The sequence below is a fragment of the Spiroplasma endosymbiont of Tiphia femorata genome (genome assembly GCF_964020225.1).
GTDB lineage: Bacteria > Bacillota_I > Bacilli_A > Mycoplasmatales > VBWQ01 > Spiroplasma_E.
Genome location: NZ_OZ026544.1, coordinates 419,781 through 441,510 on the forward strand (window position 1 = coordinate 419,781; position 21,730 = coordinate 441,510).

Consider the following 21,730-nt stretch of genomic DNA (forward strand, 5'->3'; position numbering starts at 1 on the left):
TTTTTTGTGTACTTTGCTCCCATGTTATACAAATTAGTATAAATATGCTCCTTATTAAATAAGTAAGGAGTTTTATTTATGCCTAATGAGTTAGAACAAACTAGTAATTATACTTTAACTAAAATATTAAGAACTGGATTAAGTCCATTAAGTGCTATGGTAGGAGTTAGTGCTTATTATGGTCAATATTTAAAAGACCCAATTTTAGGAAGTATTAATTCTTTGTTATTTAGTAAAAAGTTAGGAATTGATATATGGAATATTAATCAAAGACCAACTACTAGAAATAAAGCTATTAATAGTTATAAAAAAATATTTTTAGGTTTAGGAACAATTGGTTTAATAAATTATGCTAAGTTTGTTCAGTATGTAGATAAGTCAGTTTCTTTATTAAGAGATGAACCTTGTTTTTGGCCACCTTGTCCTACTGAGCCACCAATTCCTACTCCAATACCAACTCCTAAACCAGTAATTGATAAACCTTTTGTAGATTGAGATACTTATATATCTTTAAATAGTTTTGGTATAGCGAATATTATTAGTGGTTTAACTGAATTAATACCTAATAGATTTCAAAATATAAGAAAAATAGCGAATATGGGTACTGGTGGTTGTTTGATTAGTAGTGGTGTTGCTATGGGTATTAATAATGATTTTAATAATTATTTTGCTATTCCTACGATTATTGCTGGAGCAAGTGAGATTATAAATACTTTATTGTTACCTTTGGGAAGTACACATAATAATACTGAATTACAAGAAGTATTTACTGATGAAAGAGCAAGAATAATTAATAACAGTGTTAATGATTATCAAAGTACAGATGACGGTATGGTTGAAGTTGATTTAAATGATGATAATATGTCGGAGATTAATTTAGATAGAGCAAGTTTAAACTGGGATTATTCTTATGCTTATACATTAGGTGGTGTTTAAAATGAAAAAAGATAAATGAAAAAATATGCCAAGACAAAAGTTACATAAGAAAAAAGCAAAGAGAAATTTTGAACAAAGATTAAGTGAAAATATGAGTTTTGATAATTTTTTAGGAGGTAAAAAATAATGGTTAAATGAATAGTTGTGATATTGGCTGTGCTTGGTACTTCTTGGGCTTTTAAGGGTACTATTAAAAAGATAATTTGAAAATTTAAACATAAAAAGCATAATGTAATTGACCCAGATTGTTGTTATTGTAAAGAACAAAAACGTAAAGAAAGAGCAAGAAAAGAATTAGAGGAGGGAGGTGATTAGAATGCCCGCAGGTTTAACCGCACTATTAAATATGATTGGAGGTATTGGCCAACAATTATTAAGTTCTTTTAGTTATGTATTTAATTGAGTGTTTGCTGGTGACTCAATTATGACAAATTGACCGGTATTAATTCCAATATTTATGATGGTTTTAGTATTTATTAAAGAATTTATAGGACATATTATTCGTGGATTTAGATAGAAAAAATTAAAGTTATTTTTAGGAGGTAATAGTTATGATTAAATTATTTTTTGCAATAATTTTTGTTTTTCCTTTATTAGGTAAACTTTTACCTTCTTTAAATAATATTGTTCAAAATATTTTACAAAGTTATATTACTGATTTTTCTGGTTTACATAATTTATCTTTGGTTATTAAAAGTTTTATTTTTGGTGATAGTTCACAACAAATAGTTTCTATGCCAGCACCATTATTAGCAATTATTTTAGTACTTTTTACTTTTTCATTAATTTTAAAATTATTAAAAATTATATAGGAGTAGTTTATTATGGGTATTGCTTTTATTTCAAAAATTTTAGAATTATTTGGACAAATTTTTATGAAATTTTGAAATTTGCCAATGGCAGATTTAGGTTTTAATTTGGGAACTTTTGTTGTTTTTATTCTTTTAATAAAGTTTGCTATGTCAGTTTTTTTAAATATTGATATTCAGCCAGTTTCTACATCGGGTACTGTAAAGCAAAGTTATAAAAATATTAAAGGTAGTTCGAAATTTGTTGGAAAGCAAATTGCTAAACAACATGAAAGAAAACGTTTAAGAAATAAGGCTAAGGGTTTTGAAAATAAAAAAGGGAAGTTTGTAGGTACTTAATTATGAGTGATTTTGTGAATAGTATATTGCATTTAATTTTTATATTTTCTAGTAAAGATATTCAAATATTTTTAAATCAACCAAATATTACTAATGAAGTTTATATTTTGTTTAATTTGACTTTTTGGTTGGTATTAGGTGTATTTTTTAATTTTATTTATCGTAGTATTAAATTTATTTTTAGGTCATTGTTTGGGTAGGTGTTAATTATGAGTGTTTGAGATATTTACAATAAAATACATCAATGTATAGTTGATTATTGAACTATGTTTATAGGTAATCCAGTTGATGATTTTACTACTATTTTATGAAATTTAGTAGTTTATGGAACTCAGTTTTTTATTGGATTTATTATATTTTATGGTTCATGGTGAATTTTAAAATGTTTATTTGGTAAATAATTATGTGATTTAAGTTTGCTAAATTATTTTTTGTTGTAAATAGTACTGTTCAAGCACCCACTAGTTTAATTGTTTCTAATGCACCTAGTGAAAGTAATTACACTATAACTAGCGATATGGTTAAACCCGTTAAATATAATGATTTTAATGATTGAGCAACTATTCCTTGAAATTCTGCTTATTTTGATGTTGGTCAGCCAGATTTAAAATTAGTTTCTGCCGTTGTTCATAAAACTACTGTTACTCCTTATTCAATTCAATTTCATTCTGATGTTGTAGGTAATTTTGATAGGCGAGTTAGTGATTTGTCCACAGATTATAGATTTACAGAACAAGACTTAGACCAATTATCTCTTATTTTATTTAATCATAATTATATACAAACTGGTAAGTTTAATGAGTTAGTTTTTTGGAATTATAATGTTTCTAATAATTTAAGTTTTAAGTTGACTTTTGAAATTTCAAAACCTTTGAGTTTTTATATACAAGGTTTTATGTTTTATATTTCTGCTGAATATTTTAGTTATTTTTCTTCTATTTATACATTTTCGTTTTTAGATTATGAGGGTAATATTCGTTATAATTTTAAAGGTGTATTAAATGATAAAGATAGTGTTTATAATTTAGGAAAATATAATTTTGTTATTATGCCGGTTCGTGTTCCTAATTTAAAACATTTAACGATTAATTTTGATTTATCTTCATTAACTAATCGTGACGGTTTGCATGTTAAATTTGGTCAGATGAATATTTTTTCTTCCAAAGATATTGTTCCAGTACCACCAAATAGTCCTTTTAACCCTGATTATGAACGTGTTAGTTGATATGATGTTTTTGGTCATTTGCGTAATGCTTTTAGATGAGTACTTTATGGTGTTGTTGGTAAAGTTTTACCAGTAGAACCATTAAGACAGTTTTTGTTTACAACAGATAGTTTATTACGACATATTTTTTCAGATACTATTAGTACCGCTTTAAATGTTGATATTGTTAGTGGAATAGAAAATATTATACCTTTATGATTATTTGTTAGAGCAATTAGTTTAATTATAGGTTAGGAGTTTATTATGCCTTGATATGGTTATGTGTTATTAGTTATAGGTTTGATTATGATTATTTATCCAATTTGTATAACTATTCGTAATGTTAAAATTTTAAAACGAGTTGGTAGTTATATTATTTCAGCGCCACCACGTACTGGTAAATCTGCTCTTGCTTGTTGTTTAGCACAAACTCATAAAAAACGAGTAGTTAGTCCTTTTCCTATTAAATTAAAAAATGGTTATTCTTATTTGGTTAATTATAATGATGTTTTTACTTTTAATCAGTTAGCAAGTAATTATGCTTTTGAAGAAGAAGATTTAATAATTTTAGATGAATTAGCATTAAAGATAAATTCTAATGATTTAGGAGTACAGTTTAAAAATCAACAAGAAAGTTTAGGGCAATTTTGTAAGTTAATAGGTCATATGTTTAATGGTACTATGTATTTGATTGAACAACATCCTAATAGAATACCAGTACAAGCAAGAGAAAAAGTAGAGTATGTTGTGCAAGTTAAAAGAATGCGTTTTTTGGGCTTTGTTGTTATATTTAATCTTAATTTATATACTAATATTGATGATTATAATAAAGTAGTGTTTTCACGACGTAGAACAAAGAAAATGATTAAAAAAGGCATTATGCCTCCAAGTTATAGTGGTGAAGCAATGGCTATGACTTTATTTTTTCCTAGACACTGGTTAAAAAGGTATAATTCACGTGCTTTACATTATGTGCATGAACTTAAAAGTGAATTGTCACCTAAAAAATACCTTAAAGAAGCAAGTAGTATTGATATGACTTATACTGATATTAAGTCTGCTGGTTTAGATAAATTAGACAATATTTTAAAGAAAAAAGATAAACCTAAAAATAAAGATAAATAAAAATAGTTATAGTCGCAGTGAACCTACTGCGACTATAATTTGGGTGAGCCACGTAGTGGCGAGGGACGTAGTCCCTATATACTTGATAAACTTAATATAAGTTTTTACCCATTGTTTTTTTAAAGCAAATGGGTTCTTTTGTTTTTAAAAAGGAGAAGTATATATGCCATTAACTAAAGAAGAATCTTTTTTAATATTAGATAAAGAAATTAAAGAATTAGATGAAAAAATATCTTATATTGATAAAAAAAATACAGAATTAAAATTAAATATTTCATTAATCAAAGAGGAGGAATTTTTTACATTAGATGAAGAAATCAATGAATTAACTGGACAAATATTTGATGAAGAAGATAAAAATATAAAATTAATTGGAAAAATTAAAGTATTAGAAAAAATATTAAAGTTCTAGAAAAACAAAAAAACCAAAAAAATTGAAAACTAACTTTTTTAAATGTATTTACTTTTGGTATTTTTAAATATTATAAAAATAAAAATATTGATAAGCAAATTAAAGAAATAAAAATTAATAGAGAATGTTTGAAACAAAGGATAAATAATAATAAAAATATTATTAAATTGTTAAAAATTAAAAAATTAAAAATTATTAAAAAAACTAATATTCTTTTAAAAAACTTATTTTTTGTTAACAATCGATTAATTAAAATTAATAAAGAATTTTTTCAACAGTTAGATAATTTAAAAAATCAAATAGCAAAAAAAATAGTAGTTCCTATTAATAATGATTCTTCATTAGAACAAAATTCTTCTGGATATAATAGTGCTGATGATAGTGATATTGAAGTACTTTCTGAATCTGAGAAAAAAGATGATATGTTAAAAGTATCTTTAAATAAAAAAATTATCTTTAGTGAAGAAATGGAAGTAGATGTTACTGTTAATAAATTAAATTTTAATGATGATGATAGTGATATTGAAGTACTTTCTGAATCCGAGCAAGAAGATGATATATTTTTAAGTAAAGATAGTGGTTTTAATGATGATGATGGCAGTGATATTGAAGTACTTTCTGAATTAGAACAAGAAAATGATAATATAAAAATATATTCAAAGTCAAGCAGTATCAATTTTGAAAGACAATTATCAGATATACCAGAAGAAGAAATTACAATAACATCTTCAAGTAGCGATAGTACTTTTAATGAAGATGATGATGGCAGTGATATTGAAGTACTTTCTAAATCAGTGGAAGAAGAGGATGCTAAAATATTTGGAAGTTGTTGTTTTAGTCAAAATTTAATAAATAATTTCGCGAAAAGTTTTTCTACAGTACCTCCTATTTTACAACAAAGTATTTTAACTAGTTAAAATACTTTTTTTAAAACATATTAGTGAAAAAAATAAAAATAATAATTAAAAATAAAAAAGTAAGTATAATTTAGTTTATAAACTAAATATAGTTTTTAACCTATTGCTTTATTTATAAGTAAATGGGTTTTTTTAATTTTTAAAGGAGAAAAAAATGTTAATTGAAAAAATTAATATATTAAAAAAAGCAAAAGAAGACTTGGATAAAGAAATATTTTTTATTGAGAAAAAAAGTGAATAAATAGTTGAGCAAATTGAATCTTTAGAAAATAAAATTAAACGTTTAAAAAAACTAAAAAAATCAAAAAAAATACAACTATTTTCAAATATTAATAAACAAATTAAAGAAACAGAATTAAATATAAAAGCTTTAATAGAAGAAATTGATGAAAATGAAAAAAATGCACAACCATTTAAAAATTCAAAATTAAATATTTTAAAAGAAATTATTGATTTACAAGGTCAGTTATATGAAAATAAAGTTAAGAGATATAAAGAAATATTTGAACAATTAGATTTTATTTTAAAAAATAAAAACTTTGAAGAATTAGAACATTCTATATATCCATCTAAGAAAAATCCTTTTGAAGAAGATGGTGATACAGAATTATTTGATAGTATTAGTTTCTCAGTAATTCAAATTAAGGATTTAGAACAAAAAATATTTGATTTTCAAGAAAAAAATAAAGAAATATTAGATAAAATTGATTTACTTGAACTTGATATTAAAAATTTAAGAGAAAAAAAGCAGAAAAAAATTGAAAACTAACTTTTTTAAATGTATTTACTTTTGGTATTTTTAAATATGTTAGAAACAAAAAAGTTAATAAAGAAATTAAAGAAATAAAATTGAAAACAAGAAATTTAAGAGAAGAAATAAATGAAAATGGAAAAAATATTAAACCACTTAAAGTTTTAAAATTAAATATTTTTGAAAATATTATTAATTTACAAGTCAGTTTGATTAATAAAATTACAAATGAAAAAATGAAGAAATTTTTGATAAATTAAATTTTATTTCAGAAAATGAAATATCAAAGCAATTTGATGAAGACAATCCTTTTTCTAGTAAAAAACAATTAATTTCAAGAGTTAATAGTCAATATAGTGATCTTGGTTTTGAAACAGATATTGAAAAAAATCAATCTTGTTTTAGTTTGCCAAATGAAGATAAAGCAGAAGAAAAATTAAGTTCTTCTTTGAAATCAATAAATTCTTTATAAGAAAAAAAGATTTTAGTTAAAAATGAATTTAAAAAGTTATTATTTAAAATAACTTTTTATTTTTATATATTAAATATAATTAATTATCAATGATATTATTGGCAATTAAATATAATAAATAAGTAACATTATGTACTTATTTATTTCAATGTTATAATTATTTTAAGATTAAATTTAAAAATATATAATTAGATTGGAAGTAAAAAATGATTCCCGAATATCGATTATTTAACCATCTTTTGCTTTTAAAAAGTAATTATTTTTTTAAGCGCGAAATTAAAAAAAAATTAGGTCATTTAAAAGCAAAAGATTATCGTAATACTTATAACTTAATATTTAATAGTAATCAAAATTTAATGTTTATGAAAATAGTAAGTGTTTATTTATATTTTAATAAAATTTCTTATAAAGAATATTTAAGATTAGTTGCAAATTTTATATTAACTATTTCTGCTTTAATTCCTACTTTTAAGCGTCAAGAAAAACAGTTAGATGATTATCAAAATGCCAAGGAACTTTTATTATTACTTGGATGTAAAGACCAAATAAAAGTTTGGTTTGATGATACTTCAAAAGTAGTATTACCTGATTTTTTGGTAAATAATTCTAATTTGAAAAAAGAAAGTTTGCTCATAATTAAAAGATTGGTAAATATTAGTGGTAATATTTTTATTAATTTAACTAAGAATGAAACAAACATAAAAAATAATTATGAGTTTGGAAGTTTATTAATGTTATTTTACTTGTTGGATTTAGAAACTAGAAAAACATTGCTGACAAAAGATAGTACTGATTTAAATTTAAAAGCTTTTTTTTCATATGAAACTTTATTTACTAATAAGTTGATAATTTTAGATGAATTGGTTAAATGTGCTATGCGCTTAGAACAAACTAATTTTAATTTTTATATTAGAATAATGAATTATTCTTTGTTAGGAAATTATCAATAAATTAAGGAGAAAAAATATGAATAATTATGATATAAAAGTTGAAAATATTAAAAGTAAATTTTTAAACATTAATAAAGATATTATTATTACTTTACCTTCTATTTATGATCAAAATATTGCTTATGAAGTTTATTTAGTTTTTGATGGTAAAGATATGTTACTTAATAGTAATAGTAATATTTTATTTGAAAATAATAGTAATTGTATTTTTATTGGTATTGGTAGTACCAATAATATGACTCGTTTTAATGATTTAGCAACTTATACCAATGATGATGTAAAAATATTAATGACAAAATATTTTCCTGAATTAAAAAAAAGTAACATTGATTTTCTTGGTGGTAATGGTAAAAATTACTTAGAATTTATTATTAATGAGGTTATACCATTTGTTATTAAAAAGTTTAATTTAAAAATTAAAAATTTAAATGCCATTGGTTGTTCTTTGGGAGCATATTTTTGTTTACAAATGTTATATTTATCAAAATTACAATTTACAAAATTATTATTATTTTCGCCAGCAATTTGATTTAATTCACAAATTATTGAAGATTTAAAAACTAAAGTTTTAAATAATAATCAACCTTTAATAGTTGAACTATGGGTAGGAAAAAAAGAACCAAAGTTTTTTGAAGGCAAATTAGTAACAAATTATGAAAGTAATACTATTGAATTAAAAAAAATATTAACTAATAGAAAAATTACCACTAATTTAGTAATTGATGAAAATGGTAGTCATGGTTTTAAATGATGAATTAAATATATTAATGAAAATCCTTTAATTCTTATTACCTAATTGAAACTATGGTTTTTCTTTTTTTCTAAAAATATTATTAATTTTTAGAATTAAAATAATACTTGCAAAAAATAATACAATAGTATTAGTTGTAATAATAGCAGGTTGATTAGACAATATTGCAAAAATAATTCATGTTATTGCTGATAGTACAAAAATAATATACATATATAATGATAATGATTTTGTATCTCTGGTGCGAATTATTTTAAAACTTTGAGGAATTAAAACAATACTAGTTAAAATTGCTCCAATCCAAGATAAAATATTAATTGTAAGTTCCATATCTTTCTCTCCTAAATTCTTACTATATTTTAGTATTCTAAATGTTATTATAAGATATTAATGGTTAAGTTGATAGTAAAAATAATAATTTTAAGTATAATTATTTTAATAAATTAATATATGGGAGGAAAAATGAGCAGAAATAATAGTATTATAAAGTTTAATGAGAATGAATTAAAAATTATTAAAGAAAATATACATTCAATTTATAACAAGATTTTAAATACTTCCTTTAAGCGAATGTTTATAAGCAATGTATATAAAATTATTGCTTATATTATTTTGGCATTAGGTTTTTTTACTATTATGTTAGGGATAATTTTTCTGAGTAGTTTATTACCTGAAAAAGTGTCTAGCACATTTTATTTAGTAATAGTTATTATTGGTATTATTTTTATTTTAGTTGGAACATTGTTAGTAACAGTTGGACAAACTTTTTCTAAAAAAATAAAACGAGAATTTTTAGAATATAATATTAATTATTTAAAAATGGCAGTTAATTCTACTTTTAAAGCAGTTGAAATTACTAATGTTACTAATAATTTTACCATTGTACCACAAAAATTCTTAGTTATTGGTAGTGATTTTAATCATCGTGTTTGAACTAAAAAGTTATTATTGGTAGTATTAATGATAAAAATTTTAATTGTGGAACAACCTTAGAAAAGATTACTAGAACTTACAAGACAGGAAAAACTACAACTACTAGTACTACATATAATCGATATCTTTATTTTACGTGTTTAATTGATATGCAAGATGTAATAACAACGATTGTTCCTGAAACATTAGGTTCAAGAATTATGGGTTCAAATCGTGGTGATCAACTTGAATCAGCAGCATTTGAAAAGTTATTTGCTCTTGATTATAGTGATCCAATTAAGTTAAGAAAGTTATTAGTGCCGAAAGTAATGAGCAAAATGGTTGATTTAGCAAATACACAAGAAAAAATACCACGTATTTATGTTAATAAAAATCAAGTCACTCTAATGCTTCCTTATATGAATATTGGTTCTGATAATAGTTCTACTGCTAATTTATTAAATTTAGTTATTGCTAATAGTGAAGAAAAATTATTAGAAAATGTTGTTGAAATGTTAAATTTTACATTAGATATTATAATAAACTCTTATCAATGAGTAGTAAGTTTAGATTTAAGTAAGGAATTATTATTTAAATAATTAAAAAATATTAAAAGTGATTGGGAATCCCAATCACTTTTAAATTTAGATTATTAATCTTGTCATTTTAATTTGCGAGCAGCAATTCCCATAAAAATTGCTAGTATTATTAAACTAATACCTCCATATAAATACATTTCTCATGTCATTTTAAATGTTCCATTTCAACATTCAAAGTAAGGCAAAGTAGAGTATTTAAATGGTGAGAAATAACTAATAATATTTAATACTTTACTACTTGTAATTCAATCAATAGGCATAATTGAGCCACTTAAGTAAGCAACAGGTAAATATAATACGTTGGCAACAGCAATAAATGAAGTAATAGTCTTAAATAGTGATGCTAACATTATTCCTAAACCAATAGTAGTAATAAAAATAATAATAATTCATGGAATAGAAGCACCAATTTGAGTAGGAAGAGCAATAACACTTCAGCCATACGTACCACCAAAGTAAATGCCCCCTCATAATAATGTTCATAAGAAAGAAATTATTGAAGCAAATACACCGATGATAATTACAGCAGTAACAAAAAATAAAGGATGAATATTAGTTGCACCAATTCTTTTTAGTAATACAGATAATTTAAATTCAATAATTGTTTGAGGAATAATAAATATTCCAACTGAAATAATATTAACAATCGCAATACCAGCAATCATTTGTTTAACAGCAGTAATGGTGCTAGCAACATCAGCACCAGTATGCCGTATTGATTCTCCTTGAATTCCCAAAATTAGAATTGGATAAACAATTAGAAAAAATGGGACAAAGAAGCCTTTTAGATAATATTTAAACATTAAATTCAATAACGGTATTTGTTTAGAAGTGCGTGTTTTTGCGGCATTTACAATTTTGTTTGGATCTTGCTGACCTTTTTTCTTAGATAATGCTTCTTTTTCTGCAGCAATAGTAGGTTTTTTATATTTTTGAAATTGTTGAGATGTATAGTTATGAACTGAACCATATTCTTTAACGACTTCTTTAACAGTCCGTTTTTCAATAATGTCACCATCATGCATATAAATGATACGTGTACAGAAATGTTCAATTTCACTCATGTTATGAGTAACTAAAATCATTGCTACATTTTTTTCAACAATATTTTTTTGTAAAAAATCAAATATTTCTTCCTTAACTTCAATATCTAAACCAGTTGATACTTCATCTAAAATAACCAAGTCAGGTTTATGAATAACACTTAATAATATATTAAGTCGTTGTTGTTGACCACCAGATAGAAACATAATATTTTTATTTTTAGCAGCTGATAATTGATAGGTATTTAATAATTCATTTAATTGACCAACATTGATTTCGATATTAAATGTTTCTAAATAATAAGTAAGCATATCCATAACAGTAATCCCTGGTGGATATTTTGATTCTTGAAATTGAAAACCAATAACAATGCCTTCTTTTTTTTCAATAACTCCTGAAGTTGCATGTCTAATACCAGCAATAATTTCTGTTAGTGTTGACTTACCACTACCATTTGCACCAATGATTCCAATTCGCTCACCAGCTTTAATTTGAATATTTAATTTATTTAAAACCGTTTTATCACCGTATACTTTAACAATGTCAGTAGCATTAATTAGAAAGTCACTATTTTTAACTCTTTTTTCATGTGTTGTTTCTGTTAAATTTGTTTTTGTTTCTTTTTCTAACATTTTTTATTTCCTCTCCTTTCAATCTAAACTACTATTTTCACTATCTAAATTTGGTTCTAATAAATCATTATATATCATCTTGGTGCTGTTAACAATTAAAATATGAGTAAATAATTTTTATTTTAGTTAAGTAATATTATTAATATTTTTTAAATATGTTTTTAAAAGTTATCTTTTTATAAAAAATTGAATTAATAGTATTATTTATAACACTATTTTAAAATAGTGTATTATTACAATAATATTAAAAGAATATAAATTTTTAACCCTTTACTTTATTTTTGAAAGTAAGTGGTTTTTTTATCTCTAAAAAGAAAGGACAGTATATATTATGAAAATTTTTAATATAAATTATTGATTTAAAGCATGAACATTAACTGCTTTTAGTTTTGAACAACAAAATAAAAAAACACATGATATACCTATGACAAATAATGAAATGATAACAAGAAATCAATTATTAATTGATAATAAAAATATTACAACGATATTAGATTTTAATTTAAATAGAATTAAAAGGGAAACTAATTCAATTGATAATATAAATATAATGAAAATTTATGAATTAAATTTATTACAAATTCAAGAATTAACAAAAAAACAGATTCAAAACATTCAAGTATGAGATATTACAATAATTAGAGAAAAACAAATTTCATGATTTAAACCAGAACAAATTTCATGATTTAAACCAGAACAAATTTCATGATTCAAATCATGACAAATTTCAGAATTTACAGAAAAACAAATACAATCATTTACAGAAAAACAAATGAAATCGTTTGAACCATATCAAATTCAAGCATTTACTCCAAAACAAATTTCATGATTTAAACTAGAACAAATCCCATGATTTACTTCAGAACAAGTCCAGTATTTTACACAAAAACAGATTCAATCTTTTACAGAAGAACAAATTAATAAATTTACACCAGAAAAAACTAAATTATTTTTATGAGAAGTTTTTTGATTAACATCGGCACAACTTTCAGAAATAGCACCAGAGCAAATTGCAAAAATTTCCCTAGAACATTTTTTATTATTAACAATTTCTCAAATTAAAGCATTGACCCCAATACAAATTAAAGCATTAACAAAAGAACAAATTCAAATTTTTACAATACAACAAATTAAAGCATTAACAGAAAAACAAATTAAATCATTGATGCCTAAACAAATTTCATGATTTAAACCAGAACAAATTTTATTATTATGAACATGACAAATTTCAGAATTTACAGAAGAACAAATTAAATCACTAACAAGAGAACAAATTGAATTTTTTACAATACAACAAATTAAAGCATTGACCCCAATACAAATTAAATTTTTTAAACCAGAACAAATTTCATGATTTAAACCAGAACAAATTTCAAAATTTACAGAAGAACAAATTTCAGAATTTATAGAAAAACAAATTCAAGAGTTTTTACCACTACAAATTAGATCATTGACAAAACAACAAGTAAGTTCATTTTATTTATGACAAATTTTAGAATTTAAAGCAAGTCAATTAGTGCAATTATCACCATTGAAAAAACAATATTTTACATCAATTATAAATGGTAATAGTTTTAACATTAAAACATGAGATGGTAAAATTAAAAGTTGTATACATGAAGCAGGACATATTATGAATGATTTTAATTCCGTTTTTTTTAAAGATTTTATTATTTCAATGGAAGTTTTTAATAGAGAAAATGTTACAGGAATAACCAAACTTAATATTACTGGTTATATAACAGATGTTGAAAATACACAATATATATATTCTTGACTTAGATCTGTACTTGGTGGTGCTTCAGCTGAAATAGTTATGAAATATCCGTACCCTTATCGTCGTAATGGTCATGAAGTAGCGCCAAATATAAAAATAGTGCATGAAATGTTAGTAATAAAAAGAAGGCAAATTTCAAATTTAGATTTTCAAATTTTAATTGAACAATTAAAAAAGGATTCAATAAAAGTAATAGAAGATAATAAAATAGCATTTAGTAAAATAATCGAAATATGTAGTATTTTCAGTAAAGTTACTAAAGAAGAAATTGAATATATTTTTAAATATAAAAGTTTGCCAGTAATAGTCGAAAATATAAAAAGTCAAATTCAACAACGTATAGATAATATTGATTGAAATGAAATAAATTCATTTCATTTACAAAGTATAGAAAAAGTATTAGTAAATGCCAAAGATAATTTTGTCGGAAATGAATGATTATTATTTTTAGCCTGTGCTATTTTTGTTTCAATGGGATTTGGTTTTGTTTATAATAAACCATTTGCTTTAAAATCACAAATCGATAAAACAATAGCAGAAAGTAATTTAGATAATTTAACAGAGTTAGTTACTATTGATCAACAATTTTATCAAACAGAAATAAGCATGAAAACAGTATTTCTAATTAATAATGCAAGTAATGAAGATTTAGATCAACATCAAAAAGAAATCGAAAAAGAGCATCATAAAGGAGAAATAATTCCTTTATTACAAGATGAAATAACTTCAATAAATAATCTTGATTTGCAAAATCAACTTTCAATAAGTAGACATAGTAGATTGTTATTTACTTAAATGGTTTTAATAATTATTATCATTAAAATTAGAATATATATCATTAATTTAATTAATAACAAAATATTTAATGAAAAATATTTTGTTATTTTTCTTTTTAAATGTTATAATTAATCTTAAAAATATTAAGGAGGAAAAAAAATGAAGAGTGATGAATCTCATAAACGATTATCGTTAAAAGAATTTGTTTGATTAGGTTTTAATTATGCAGTAGGAATTGGTTTTATTGGTAATTTTGCAATATTATCTAATATTGGAAAACCTAACTCAATTGGAATTAATGCAATATGAGTGTATTTATTAATTGGTTTTGTGGCGGGTAATTGTGCATGAGATTTTGCAAAATTATCTAGAATTCATAATTCTGATAATAATGGTGGTGCATATATCTATGTTAGGACAACTTTTGGTAGATTCTGAGGTTGATTAGTAGGTTTTATGCAATATGCTTGTTTACCATTTGTTGTGACAATTCAAGTAATGATGTTAATTAGAGGAACTTTTTCTCCAGAATTTATTAGTAATGGTCAACCACAATGATATAGTGGTAATTGAGGACCATTTTCTGATTTATATTTAGATTTCATTGGAATTTTTATTTATATGATTTCAGCTTCTGTTATTTTTGCTGGGATTAAAATATATAAAAAAATGGCACATACAACATCAATTATTAAGTGATTAACAGCCGGATTTTTAGTTATTGCTGGAATTAGTTTAGCAATAACTAATGGTTCATCAAATTGAAATTACTGAACTACTGAGAGTACATTTTCTTTTGCTGGATTTATGAATACTTTTACTTCATGTTTCTTTTTCTTTGCTGGTTTTGAAATTTTTTCAACAGCAGGTAAAAATGTTAATAACCCTGAAAAAAATATTGGTAAAGGTATTACTTTAATTATGATAATTATGACAGTTTTCTATGTTGTTATTTCATTAATTTTCTTTTTAGGATATAGCGTCTTTGTGCAAAATATGAATATGGGTGCGTGAAGTCCTTTTACAAGCAAAATAATTATCTATGGTGGTCCAATTATAATGATTATTAGTGGGTTAGCTTTAAAAATTAATATCGCAATGCAAAATGCTTTATATGGTGGTACCACATTACAGCCACTTTCTAAAGAAGGATATATTTCTAATAAGTTATTTAATTTAAATAAAGATGGCATTCCTGTTAAAGCAGCAGTTATTAATTTAATAGTAACATCTGTTATGTTAATTTTATGATTAGTTATTCCTGATTTGATTAAAGGAATTTGGTTAGTTTCACATCCTGATCAACAATATTCATCAGCTTTTAATGTTGCTAATTTATCATCAGCTTTTTCTGTAATTACAATGTTTATTTATATCATGGTTTTAATTACAGTATTAAAATTAGCATTAGATAAAAAATTAAAACTGAATTGATATGAAAAAATTACTTTTCCATTTATTTTGGTAACTTTAGGTTTAATGTTCGTTTGACATTATTATTCTATTATTTATGATGCAGTTACAGCAACTGATTCAAGTGCAATAATTGCTATGGTTATTGAATTAGTATTTATTTTAAGTAATGTGATTTTTGCAATAACTTGATACTTTGCTTATTACTCTAAAAAATATAAACTTCGTTTAAAAACAAATCCTAATTTACAAGTAGAATTGAATAGTGAATTTACTTTTAATTTAGAACATCAAGCAAAATTAGCAAAATGTAATAGTTAACAAAAAATAAGTTACTCTATAGAGTAACTTATTTTTTTATTAAATTAGTTTTTTTATATTTGTTGTTTATTTCTTCTCTTAAATTATTAATTATTTTGTGTTCTTGTTCTCAATTTATTTTTATTTGATTTCTTTCTTCAAGTGTTTTCTTAAATTCATGTTGATGTTTATTTATTCATTCATTAACTTTTCGCATTTTTTCTCCTTATTAAAATGTAAAGGTATTTATTTAAAATAATTAAACTTATATTAAGTTTATAAATAATTATAGGTTATAGGGACGGTAACAAAAACGGAGGATATAATTACTTTTTAAACATTTCTTTTAAATTATAGACAAGAAATAATTGTAATTATATGCAATTGTAAGTAAATATTACTACTAAATTAAATTAATTTCAATTAAAATACAAATATTAAAAAATCAATAAGAAAATTTAATATAAATACACAACAAAAATTCTTATTAACTTTTAATTAATAAGTTTTTAATATTTTAATAAAAATAAAAATTTTGATTATGTTTTAGAATTGACAAGATTACACTTAAAAATAACCATTTTAATATAAATATCTATGCTATATGTTCTATTACCAAGCATTTCTTTTAAAATATATCAAATATTACTTTCAGCAAAAGTACCAATATTTCATTTTGCACCTTGATTTTCAATTCCTTGTTTATTATTTTTAAAATATTGTTTTTTTAATTTTTTATGATTTTTTAATATTTCATTCATATACTTTATTAATTCATCATATTGACCATTTTCAATAAAGTTTCTACAAGTATTATATTCTTCAAAATATTTTCCTTTGTTTCCAGCAATAATTCCTACATACAACTTTTTAACTAAATGGAATTTATCTAAAACAAATTGTGCATCTAAATAATTAGCAACATCTTTAATTCATTCTGCACTATCACCACAAATAATGATTTTTGCTTGGTCAAAATTTTCAAAAAATCTATTTCCTTGTTCTAAAATAAATTCAGCAGTTTTTTGAACTCCAATTTTAGTTTTTGTTGGTCTTATTATTACATCTACTCTTTTATTAACTAATTTATGATTAACATTATCTGTACAAAATAACACTAAACGCATTGAATATTTACCAGAATTTCGTTTAAATTTTCAAAACTTTCGATGTCCATCATCAATACTAATATAAATAAATTGATTTGGTTCTAATTTTATTTTAGGAACATCTAATTTACTAACTTGATATTCTTGAAATAATCTACTAATACTTGTTGTGCTAAATTTTGTTTGTTTCATAGTATGTAAAATGTCAATATACCTTTTTCCATCTGCAAAATGTTCAATAACATTATTTTTGATATCCTGACAAGTCCTTTTGTATTTAGGTAATTGCAATTTTTCATCTAATAAACAAATAGGAACTCATTTTTTTAATTGTTCATCATAATATTTATAATCACGACATTTATAAGTAACAAGACCATTGATAGTATTTCTAGTTCTTGTTTTAATTTTAACGGGGATATATTTTCTATCTCTTTCTTTTAAGATTCTTCAATCTGTTTTTTCTCATTGATTTTTTACATCATCTCTAAATGATTGATACATTCTTTTTGTTGCTTCTTTTAAAGTTCATAAATAATTAAAACTCATATTTTTTCTCCTAACTTTTTTTAAATTTTAAATTTATTGTAAATATATTTAAAAAATTAATTTACTTTTTTATTATAAACATATATAAGTGTAATTTAAAATTAAATCAAAACTTTTTAAAAAACGACTTTCATATTTAAAATATAATAAACAATTTCAATATAATTAATAGTATAGGTATCATAAAATAAACGCCTTTAATTTAGGCGTTATTTTGCATTTAAAAGCATACTTGTAAAAATAATGAAAAATAGTACAATTTAGAAATAAAATTAAGAAAAAAGGAGTAATTAAACATGAATGAACAAAATTCTGAATTACATTATGCTAAAAATATAGCAAAACAAAGAAAAACACAAAGGAATATATTTATTGGTATATCTACATTTATGACTGTATTATTTATTATTTCAGCAACAGCATTAGGTCTTGCTTGTAAAGACGGAAGACAAAAATTAAGTTTTTATTTAAAACCCGACCATACAGCAGTCTGGGGGGGCAACTATATGAGAACATCGTTATGACCATAATATAATTTCATTATATTTTGCAAATAAAAAAGGTGATAAAACAGATATCAAATGAGATGGTACTTATCCTAATGGATATTTTAATAATTAAATTTCAATATTAATATAAGATAATGTTTCATCATTTGAATTAAATAATTGAATATTATTAATATTTATGGTTTTACTTTCTGTTTCTAGCAGAATATCATAATTACCAATACCAAAAATTCCGGAAATTTCTAGTTTATGTAAATTAGAAATTTCTTTTTCTATATTGAATTTAATTTCATTACTAAAATAATCTTTTTGCACGAAATTAAATCAATCTCAACTTGAAAAATATTGTTTTTGACTATTAAATAATTTTAATAACTCTAAAACGTTATTAATTATACTTTTAACCATATATTTACCATATTCACCATTATTTAAACTAATATCTTGTGGTAATAATGAAGGTATGTTATTACTTTCTAGATTATTAGTTAATGATAATCAATTAAATTGGTTATTACTTAGTTTAAATCATTCATTTTGACTAATATTCTTATTTTTAACTTTAATATTATTAGGGTCAGTAAAATCAAAATACTCAGATTTTAAAACAACATAAACATTATCAAAACTTCATCTATCATGACTTGATTTTCTTGTTGGTTTTGATTTTAATTCAAAGTAATAAGGTAATAATAATTTATAGTCATCATCTAAACCTTTATTAATTGATAAATAAGAAAGTATACAATTTGATAACATCATAATTACTTGTTTAAAAATTTTTACTTTTGAATTATTAATAAAATTAGGATTGTCTAATTTTCATTGTTCAAATAAATTATTAATTACATCATGTGGTTTTTGATTTTCAAACTCATTTCTTAATTTTGTAATATCAGGTGTTTCTTTAACATCTGGATTTGCATCATATTTTGGGTCATAACCTTTAAAATTTGCTTGATAATTATAAGTATAACCTAACATATCCATTAATAATTTTCCCAATGTTGTAGTTGGTTTAATTTTATCGTAAGTTAAAACTACACTATCAATTTCATTGATTTTTCAATGTGTTTGTGCAGTTGCTTGTCCTTCTGCAACTTTAATAGTTCACTTTTTATTTTCTAATAATCTAGGACAGTTAGGACCACATGAAGTATCAGTATCTGCTGAAATATAACTACTTTCATCATTTTTTGAAAAAATAAAATTCATTTCTTTTTGAATATTAGTTTGTTGGTTTTTTTCATTAGTAACGATTGTTTCAACATTTTTTAATTCAATTTTTTTAACGTGTTTAAATTCTTGTGATGGTGGATTAGGTATAATTTCACCAATATCTAAATATTCTAAAATAGAATTTTGATTAATGAAATTTTTAGCAATATTTCACTCTAAAATTTGGTCACTAAATCATTGTTGTAAAATATTAACTTTTGGTTGAGTTTGAATTGGTAAAGCATATAATGGAAATAATTGGTTATCATCAGCAATTAATAAATTTGGTGATACTTTTAATCCATCAATTTCACCATTTACTTTTATATTGCCAAATAACATTGTTTTAGGAAATTTTAAAGTTATACTTTTAACCTTGGTATCTTTGTCTAATGGTTTTTGTAATTTAATAATAATTGGATAACCATCTCTTGTTTTAAAATCTTTAATTTTAATAATAGTAATACTTTTAGTACTTCTTGTTTTTGGATTTTGATAAGGTTGTGAATAGTTATTAATGATATATAAATTATCAATATTATTTTCAGTTAATGGTTCATTAATAGATACTGCATATAACTTAAATTGATTTAATAAATTTATTTCTTGAAATATTAAATTTTTAATATCAGTCATACTATATTCAATTGTATTATCATTAATATTAGTACTTGCTCTTTGATTTAATTGCATAGTAAAGTCTGATGTTTCAGCAGCAGTAGTTTTTAATACTTTATCAATATCAATAAAACCTATTTTAATAGTATTTGCTGAAAATCTTAAATTATTATTTTCATTATTTTTAAATAAACGCTCAATTTCATAAATATAAATTGTTCTTTTTTTAAATTCATCGTATGCTCTATTAATATCTGGGTCACTAGTAGCACCCATCATATTAGTAAAATCATATGGAATATTATCAATTAAATAATCATTTTCTACTTCTGCTTGATTAAGTTTAGTTTGCTTCTGTTTCTGTGGAAACTTCGTTTGTGGTTTGTTGTTGTTTTCCATTGTTATCTCCTATTAATTGGTTATTTTCGGGATTAAATAATTTTAATTTAACTGTTAAATTATTAATTTCTTGTTCATCATTAATATTAAATGTTTTACTATTTAATAAATCTTTATCAATTTTCACTAATATTTGAATAAATTTAAGAATATCAATATTAAATTGTCATAATTTTTGTTCAATATAATTAATAGTTGAAATATTAACTGCTGTACTTTCGGGAACTGATTGTTGTGCAGATTTCTTTTGACTTGGTATATGAATACCACAACGTTTAAATATTTCATTAACATTTCAATCATATATATCAGTTAAATTTTTACCTTTAAAATTACTATTTGTCATATTGATATTTTCGTTTTGTTCATTATTATCTCCACCACTTTTAAATATGTAGTTTTTAGTAACCAAAGTTCTTACTGCTTCTTCTAATGCTGATTGAACATTACCATAAGTTTGACTAAATATAAATTTAGGTGAGTTTAAAATAGTATCTAAAACAATTTGTTCATAAATAACATCTAATGCTTTAATTTTATCCATTACTTTATCACAATCTGCTTGTTCATTTGCTTTATTTCTCATAATTGCTATTGGTATATAGTTAATGTTTAATGTTTGTTCTTGTGATAAATTAGGATTATTAATGTATGATTTAAAATCTAATGGAAATTGTTTTTTATTATCACTAATACTATAAATTGCACGATTAATTGTTACTTGTTCATTATTTAATGTATAAACTTCGAATAATCTTACAGTTTGTGCATTTTGTTGATAACTATCATAAAAAATAGTACATTCAATTAATTTACCAGTAATATCATAAACTCTTTGTTGTATATCAACTACTTGAAAATATAAATTATCATTTGCAATATAAATTAAATAACCACTAATTCCTAATTTACTTAATTTAAAAATAGAATTTCAATTTTTTCTATAAAATTCTTGTTGAATTAAATATTGTTTAATGGTTTCATTATTAATTTCTAATGGAGCATTATATAAATTAGCATTATTTTCTGCTACAAAATCAGTAAAATAAGTTTCATGGTTAAAATCATTAAAACCAAAATAATTTAAAATAGAAGCATGTGTACTTTTATTTTTATTAGTTAAAAATTTTAATTTTTCACTTTGATTATCATTAATATTATTTTTTTCTTTTCTTTTAAATAAACTTAGCATAATATTCACCACCTTT

Annotated in this window: 25 protein-coding genes; 19 read left to right on the plus strand and 6 right to left on the minus strand. The window is 22.8% G+C overall.

Annotation, left to right across the window (positions count from 1 at the left end; all coding sequences use genetic code 4):
* Positions 1–78: 78 nt before the first annotated feature.
* From AACK83_RS02460 to AACK83_RS02525, 14 genes are all read left to right on the plus strand, one after another.
* Complete coding sequence (locus tag AACK83_RS02460) at positions 79–936, plus strand: hypothetical protein (RefSeq protein WP_338959229.1); 858 nt, start codon at positions 79–81, stop codon at positions 934–936.
* A 1-nt stretch (position 937) separates the two neighbouring features.
* Positions 938–1,063, plus strand: a complete 126-nt coding sequence (locus AACK83_RS02465; RefSeq protein ID WP_338956654.1) for a hypothetical protein — start codon at positions 938–940, stop codon at positions 1,061–1,063.
* On the plus strand, positions 1,063–1,251 hold the full coding sequence (locus tag AACK83_RS02470; protein WP_338956656.1) for a hypothetical protein: 189 nt from the start codon (positions 1,063–1,065) through the stop codon (positions 1,249–1,251). Before AACK83_RS02465 ends, AACK83_RS02470 begins: the two co-directional genes overlap by 1 nt.
* A gap of 1 nt (position 1,252) precedes the next feature.
* Positions 1,253–1,453: a hypothetical protein gene (locus AACK83_RS02475; protein ID WP_338959231.1), complete on the plus strand. Its 201-nt coding sequence runs from the start codon at positions 1,253–1,255 to the stop codon at positions 1,451–1,453.
* A gap of 34 nt (positions 1,454–1,487) precedes the next feature.
* Positions 1,488–1,748, plus strand: a complete 261-nt coding sequence (locus AACK83_RS02480; protein ID WP_338956747.1) for a hypothetical protein — start codon at positions 1,488–1,490, stop codon at positions 1,746–1,748.
* Between the two features lie 12 nt (positions 1,749–1,760).
* Positions 1,761–2,084, plus strand: coding sequence for a hypothetical protein (locus tag AACK83_RS02485; RefSeq protein ID WP_338959233.1), 324 nt, complete (start codon positions 1,761–1,763; stop codon positions 2,082–2,084).
* 2 nt (positions 2,085–2,086) lie between these two features.
* Complete coding sequence (locus AACK83_RS02490) at positions 2,087–2,284, plus strand: hypothetical protein (RefSeq protein ID WP_338959235.1); 198 nt, start codon at positions 2,087–2,089, stop codon at positions 2,282–2,284.
* Positions 2,285–2,293: 9 nt separating this feature from the next.
* Positions 2,294–2,485, plus strand: coding sequence for a hypothetical protein (locus tag AACK83_RS02495; protein ID WP_338959238.1), 192 nt, complete (start codon positions 2,294–2,296; stop codon positions 2,483–2,485).
* Positions 2,486–2,487: 2 nt separating this feature from the next.
* On the plus strand, positions 2,488–3,543 hold the full coding sequence (locus AACK83_RS02500) for a hypothetical protein (RefSeq protein WP_338959241.1): 1,056 nt from the start codon (positions 2,488–2,490) through the stop codon (positions 3,541–3,543).
* Between the two features lie 9 nt (positions 3,544–3,552).
* Positions 3,553–4,413 carry a hypothetical protein gene (locus tag AACK83_RS02505; protein WP_338959243.1) on the plus strand — a complete coding sequence of 287 codons (861 nt, stop codon included), beginning with the start codon at positions 3,553–3,555 and terminating at the stop codon, positions 4,411–4,413.
* A 163-nt stretch (positions 4,414–4,576) separates the two neighbouring features.
* Positions 4,577–4,825: a hypothetical protein gene (locus tag AACK83_RS02510; RefSeq protein WP_338959246.1), complete on the plus strand. Its 249-nt coding sequence runs from the start codon at positions 4,577–4,579 to the stop codon at positions 4,823–4,825.
* A 128-nt stretch (positions 4,826–4,953) separates the two neighbouring features.
* A complete protein-coding gene (locus AACK83_RS02515) occupies positions 4,954–5,742 on the plus strand; it encodes a hypothetical protein (RefSeq protein ID WP_338959248.1) in 789 nt (262 codons plus the stop codon).
* Between the two features lie 1,429 nt (positions 5,743–7,171).
* Positions 7,172–7,915: a hypothetical protein gene (locus AACK83_RS02520; protein ID WP_338959250.1), complete on the plus strand. Its 744-nt coding sequence runs from the start codon at positions 7,172–7,174 to the stop codon at positions 7,913–7,915.
* Between the two features lie 16 nt (positions 7,916–7,931).
* On the plus strand, positions 7,932–8,711 hold the full coding sequence (locus AACK83_RS02525) for an alpha/beta hydrolase-fold protein (protein ID WP_338959252.1): 780 nt from the start codon (positions 7,932–7,934) through the stop codon (positions 8,709–8,711).
* A gap of 6 nt (positions 8,712–8,717) precedes the next feature.
* Here the strand turns inward: AACK83_RS02525 and AACK83_RS02530 are convergent, their stop codons facing one another.
* Positions 8,718–8,996: a SemiSWEET family sugar transporter gene (locus AACK83_RS02530; protein WP_286641432.1), complete on the minus strand. Its 279-nt coding sequence runs from the start codon at positions 8,994–8,996 to the stop codon at positions 8,718–8,720.
* A 132-nt stretch (positions 8,997–9,128) separates the two neighbouring features.
* Between AACK83_RS02530 and AACK83_RS02535 the strand changes: the two genes are divergently transcribed.
* Entirely contained in the window at positions 9,129–9,659 is a 531-nt protein-coding gene (locus AACK83_RS02535; protein WP_338959255.1) for a hypothetical protein, read from the plus strand.
* Between the two features lie 89 nt (positions 9,660–9,748).
* Entirely contained in the window at positions 9,749–10,177 is a 429-nt protein-coding gene (locus AACK83_RS02540; RefSeq protein ID WP_338959258.1) for a DUF3137 domain-containing protein, read from the plus strand.
* A gap of 53 nt (positions 10,178–10,230) precedes the next feature.
* On the opposite strand, the gene AACK83_RS02545 is transcribed toward AACK83_RS02540, so the two are convergent.
* Entirely contained in the window at positions 10,231–11,853 is a 1,623-nt protein-coding gene (locus AACK83_RS02545) for an ABC transporter ATP-binding protein/permease (protein WP_338959260.1), read from the minus strand.
* A gap of 331 nt (positions 11,854–12,184) precedes the next feature.
* Here AACK83_RS02545 and AACK83_RS02550 point away from each other — a divergent pair, with 331 nt between their 5' ends.
* Together AACK83_RS02550 and AACK83_RS02555 are read left to right on the plus strand one after the other, a co-directional pair.
* On the plus strand, positions 12,185–14,425 hold the full coding sequence (locus tag AACK83_RS02550) for a hypothetical protein (RefSeq protein WP_338959262.1): 2,241 nt from the start codon (positions 12,185–12,187) through the stop codon (positions 14,423–14,425).
* Positions 14,426–14,566: 141 nt separating this feature from the next.
* On the plus strand, positions 14,567–16,141 hold the full coding sequence (locus AACK83_RS02555; protein ID WP_338959264.1) for an APC family permease: 1,575 nt from the start codon (positions 14,567–14,569) through the stop codon (positions 16,139–16,141).
* Between the two features lie 28 nt (positions 16,142–16,169).
* On the opposite strand, the gene AACK83_RS02560 is transcribed toward AACK83_RS02555, so the two are convergent.
* Positions 16,170–16,337 carry a hypothetical protein gene (locus tag AACK83_RS02560; protein WP_338959267.1) on the minus strand — a complete coding sequence of 56 codons (168 nt, stop codon included), beginning with the start codon at positions 16,335–16,337 and terminating at the stop codon, positions 16,170–16,172.
* A 322-nt stretch (positions 16,338–16,659) separates the two neighbouring features.
* Entirely contained in the window at positions 16,660–17,778 is a 1,119-nt protein-coding gene (locus AACK83_RS02565) for an Mbov_0401 family ICE element transposase-like protein (protein ID WP_338956980.1), read from the minus strand.
* Between the two features lie 296 nt (positions 17,779–18,074).
* On the opposite strand from AACK83_RS02565, the gene AACK83_RS02570 reads away from it, so the two are divergent.
* A complete protein-coding gene (locus AACK83_RS02570) occupies positions 18,075–18,308 on the plus strand; it encodes a hypothetical protein (RefSeq protein ID WP_338956981.1) in 234 nt (77 codons plus the stop codon).
* Between the two features lie 87 nt (positions 18,309–18,395).
* On the opposite strand, the gene AACK83_RS02575 is transcribed toward AACK83_RS02570, so the two are convergent.
* Positions 18,396–20,522, minus strand: a complete 2,127-nt coding sequence (locus AACK83_RS02575) for a hypothetical protein (RefSeq protein WP_338959270.1) — start codon at positions 20,520–20,522, stop codon at positions 18,396–18,398.
* A complete protein-coding gene (locus tag AACK83_RS02580) occupies positions 20,467–21,714 on the minus strand; it encodes a hypothetical protein (RefSeq protein ID WP_338957148.1) in 1,248 nt (415 codons plus the stop codon). Before AACK83_RS02580 ends, AACK83_RS02575 begins: the two co-directional genes overlap by 56 nt.
* Positions 21,715–21,730: the final 16 nt, after the last annotated feature.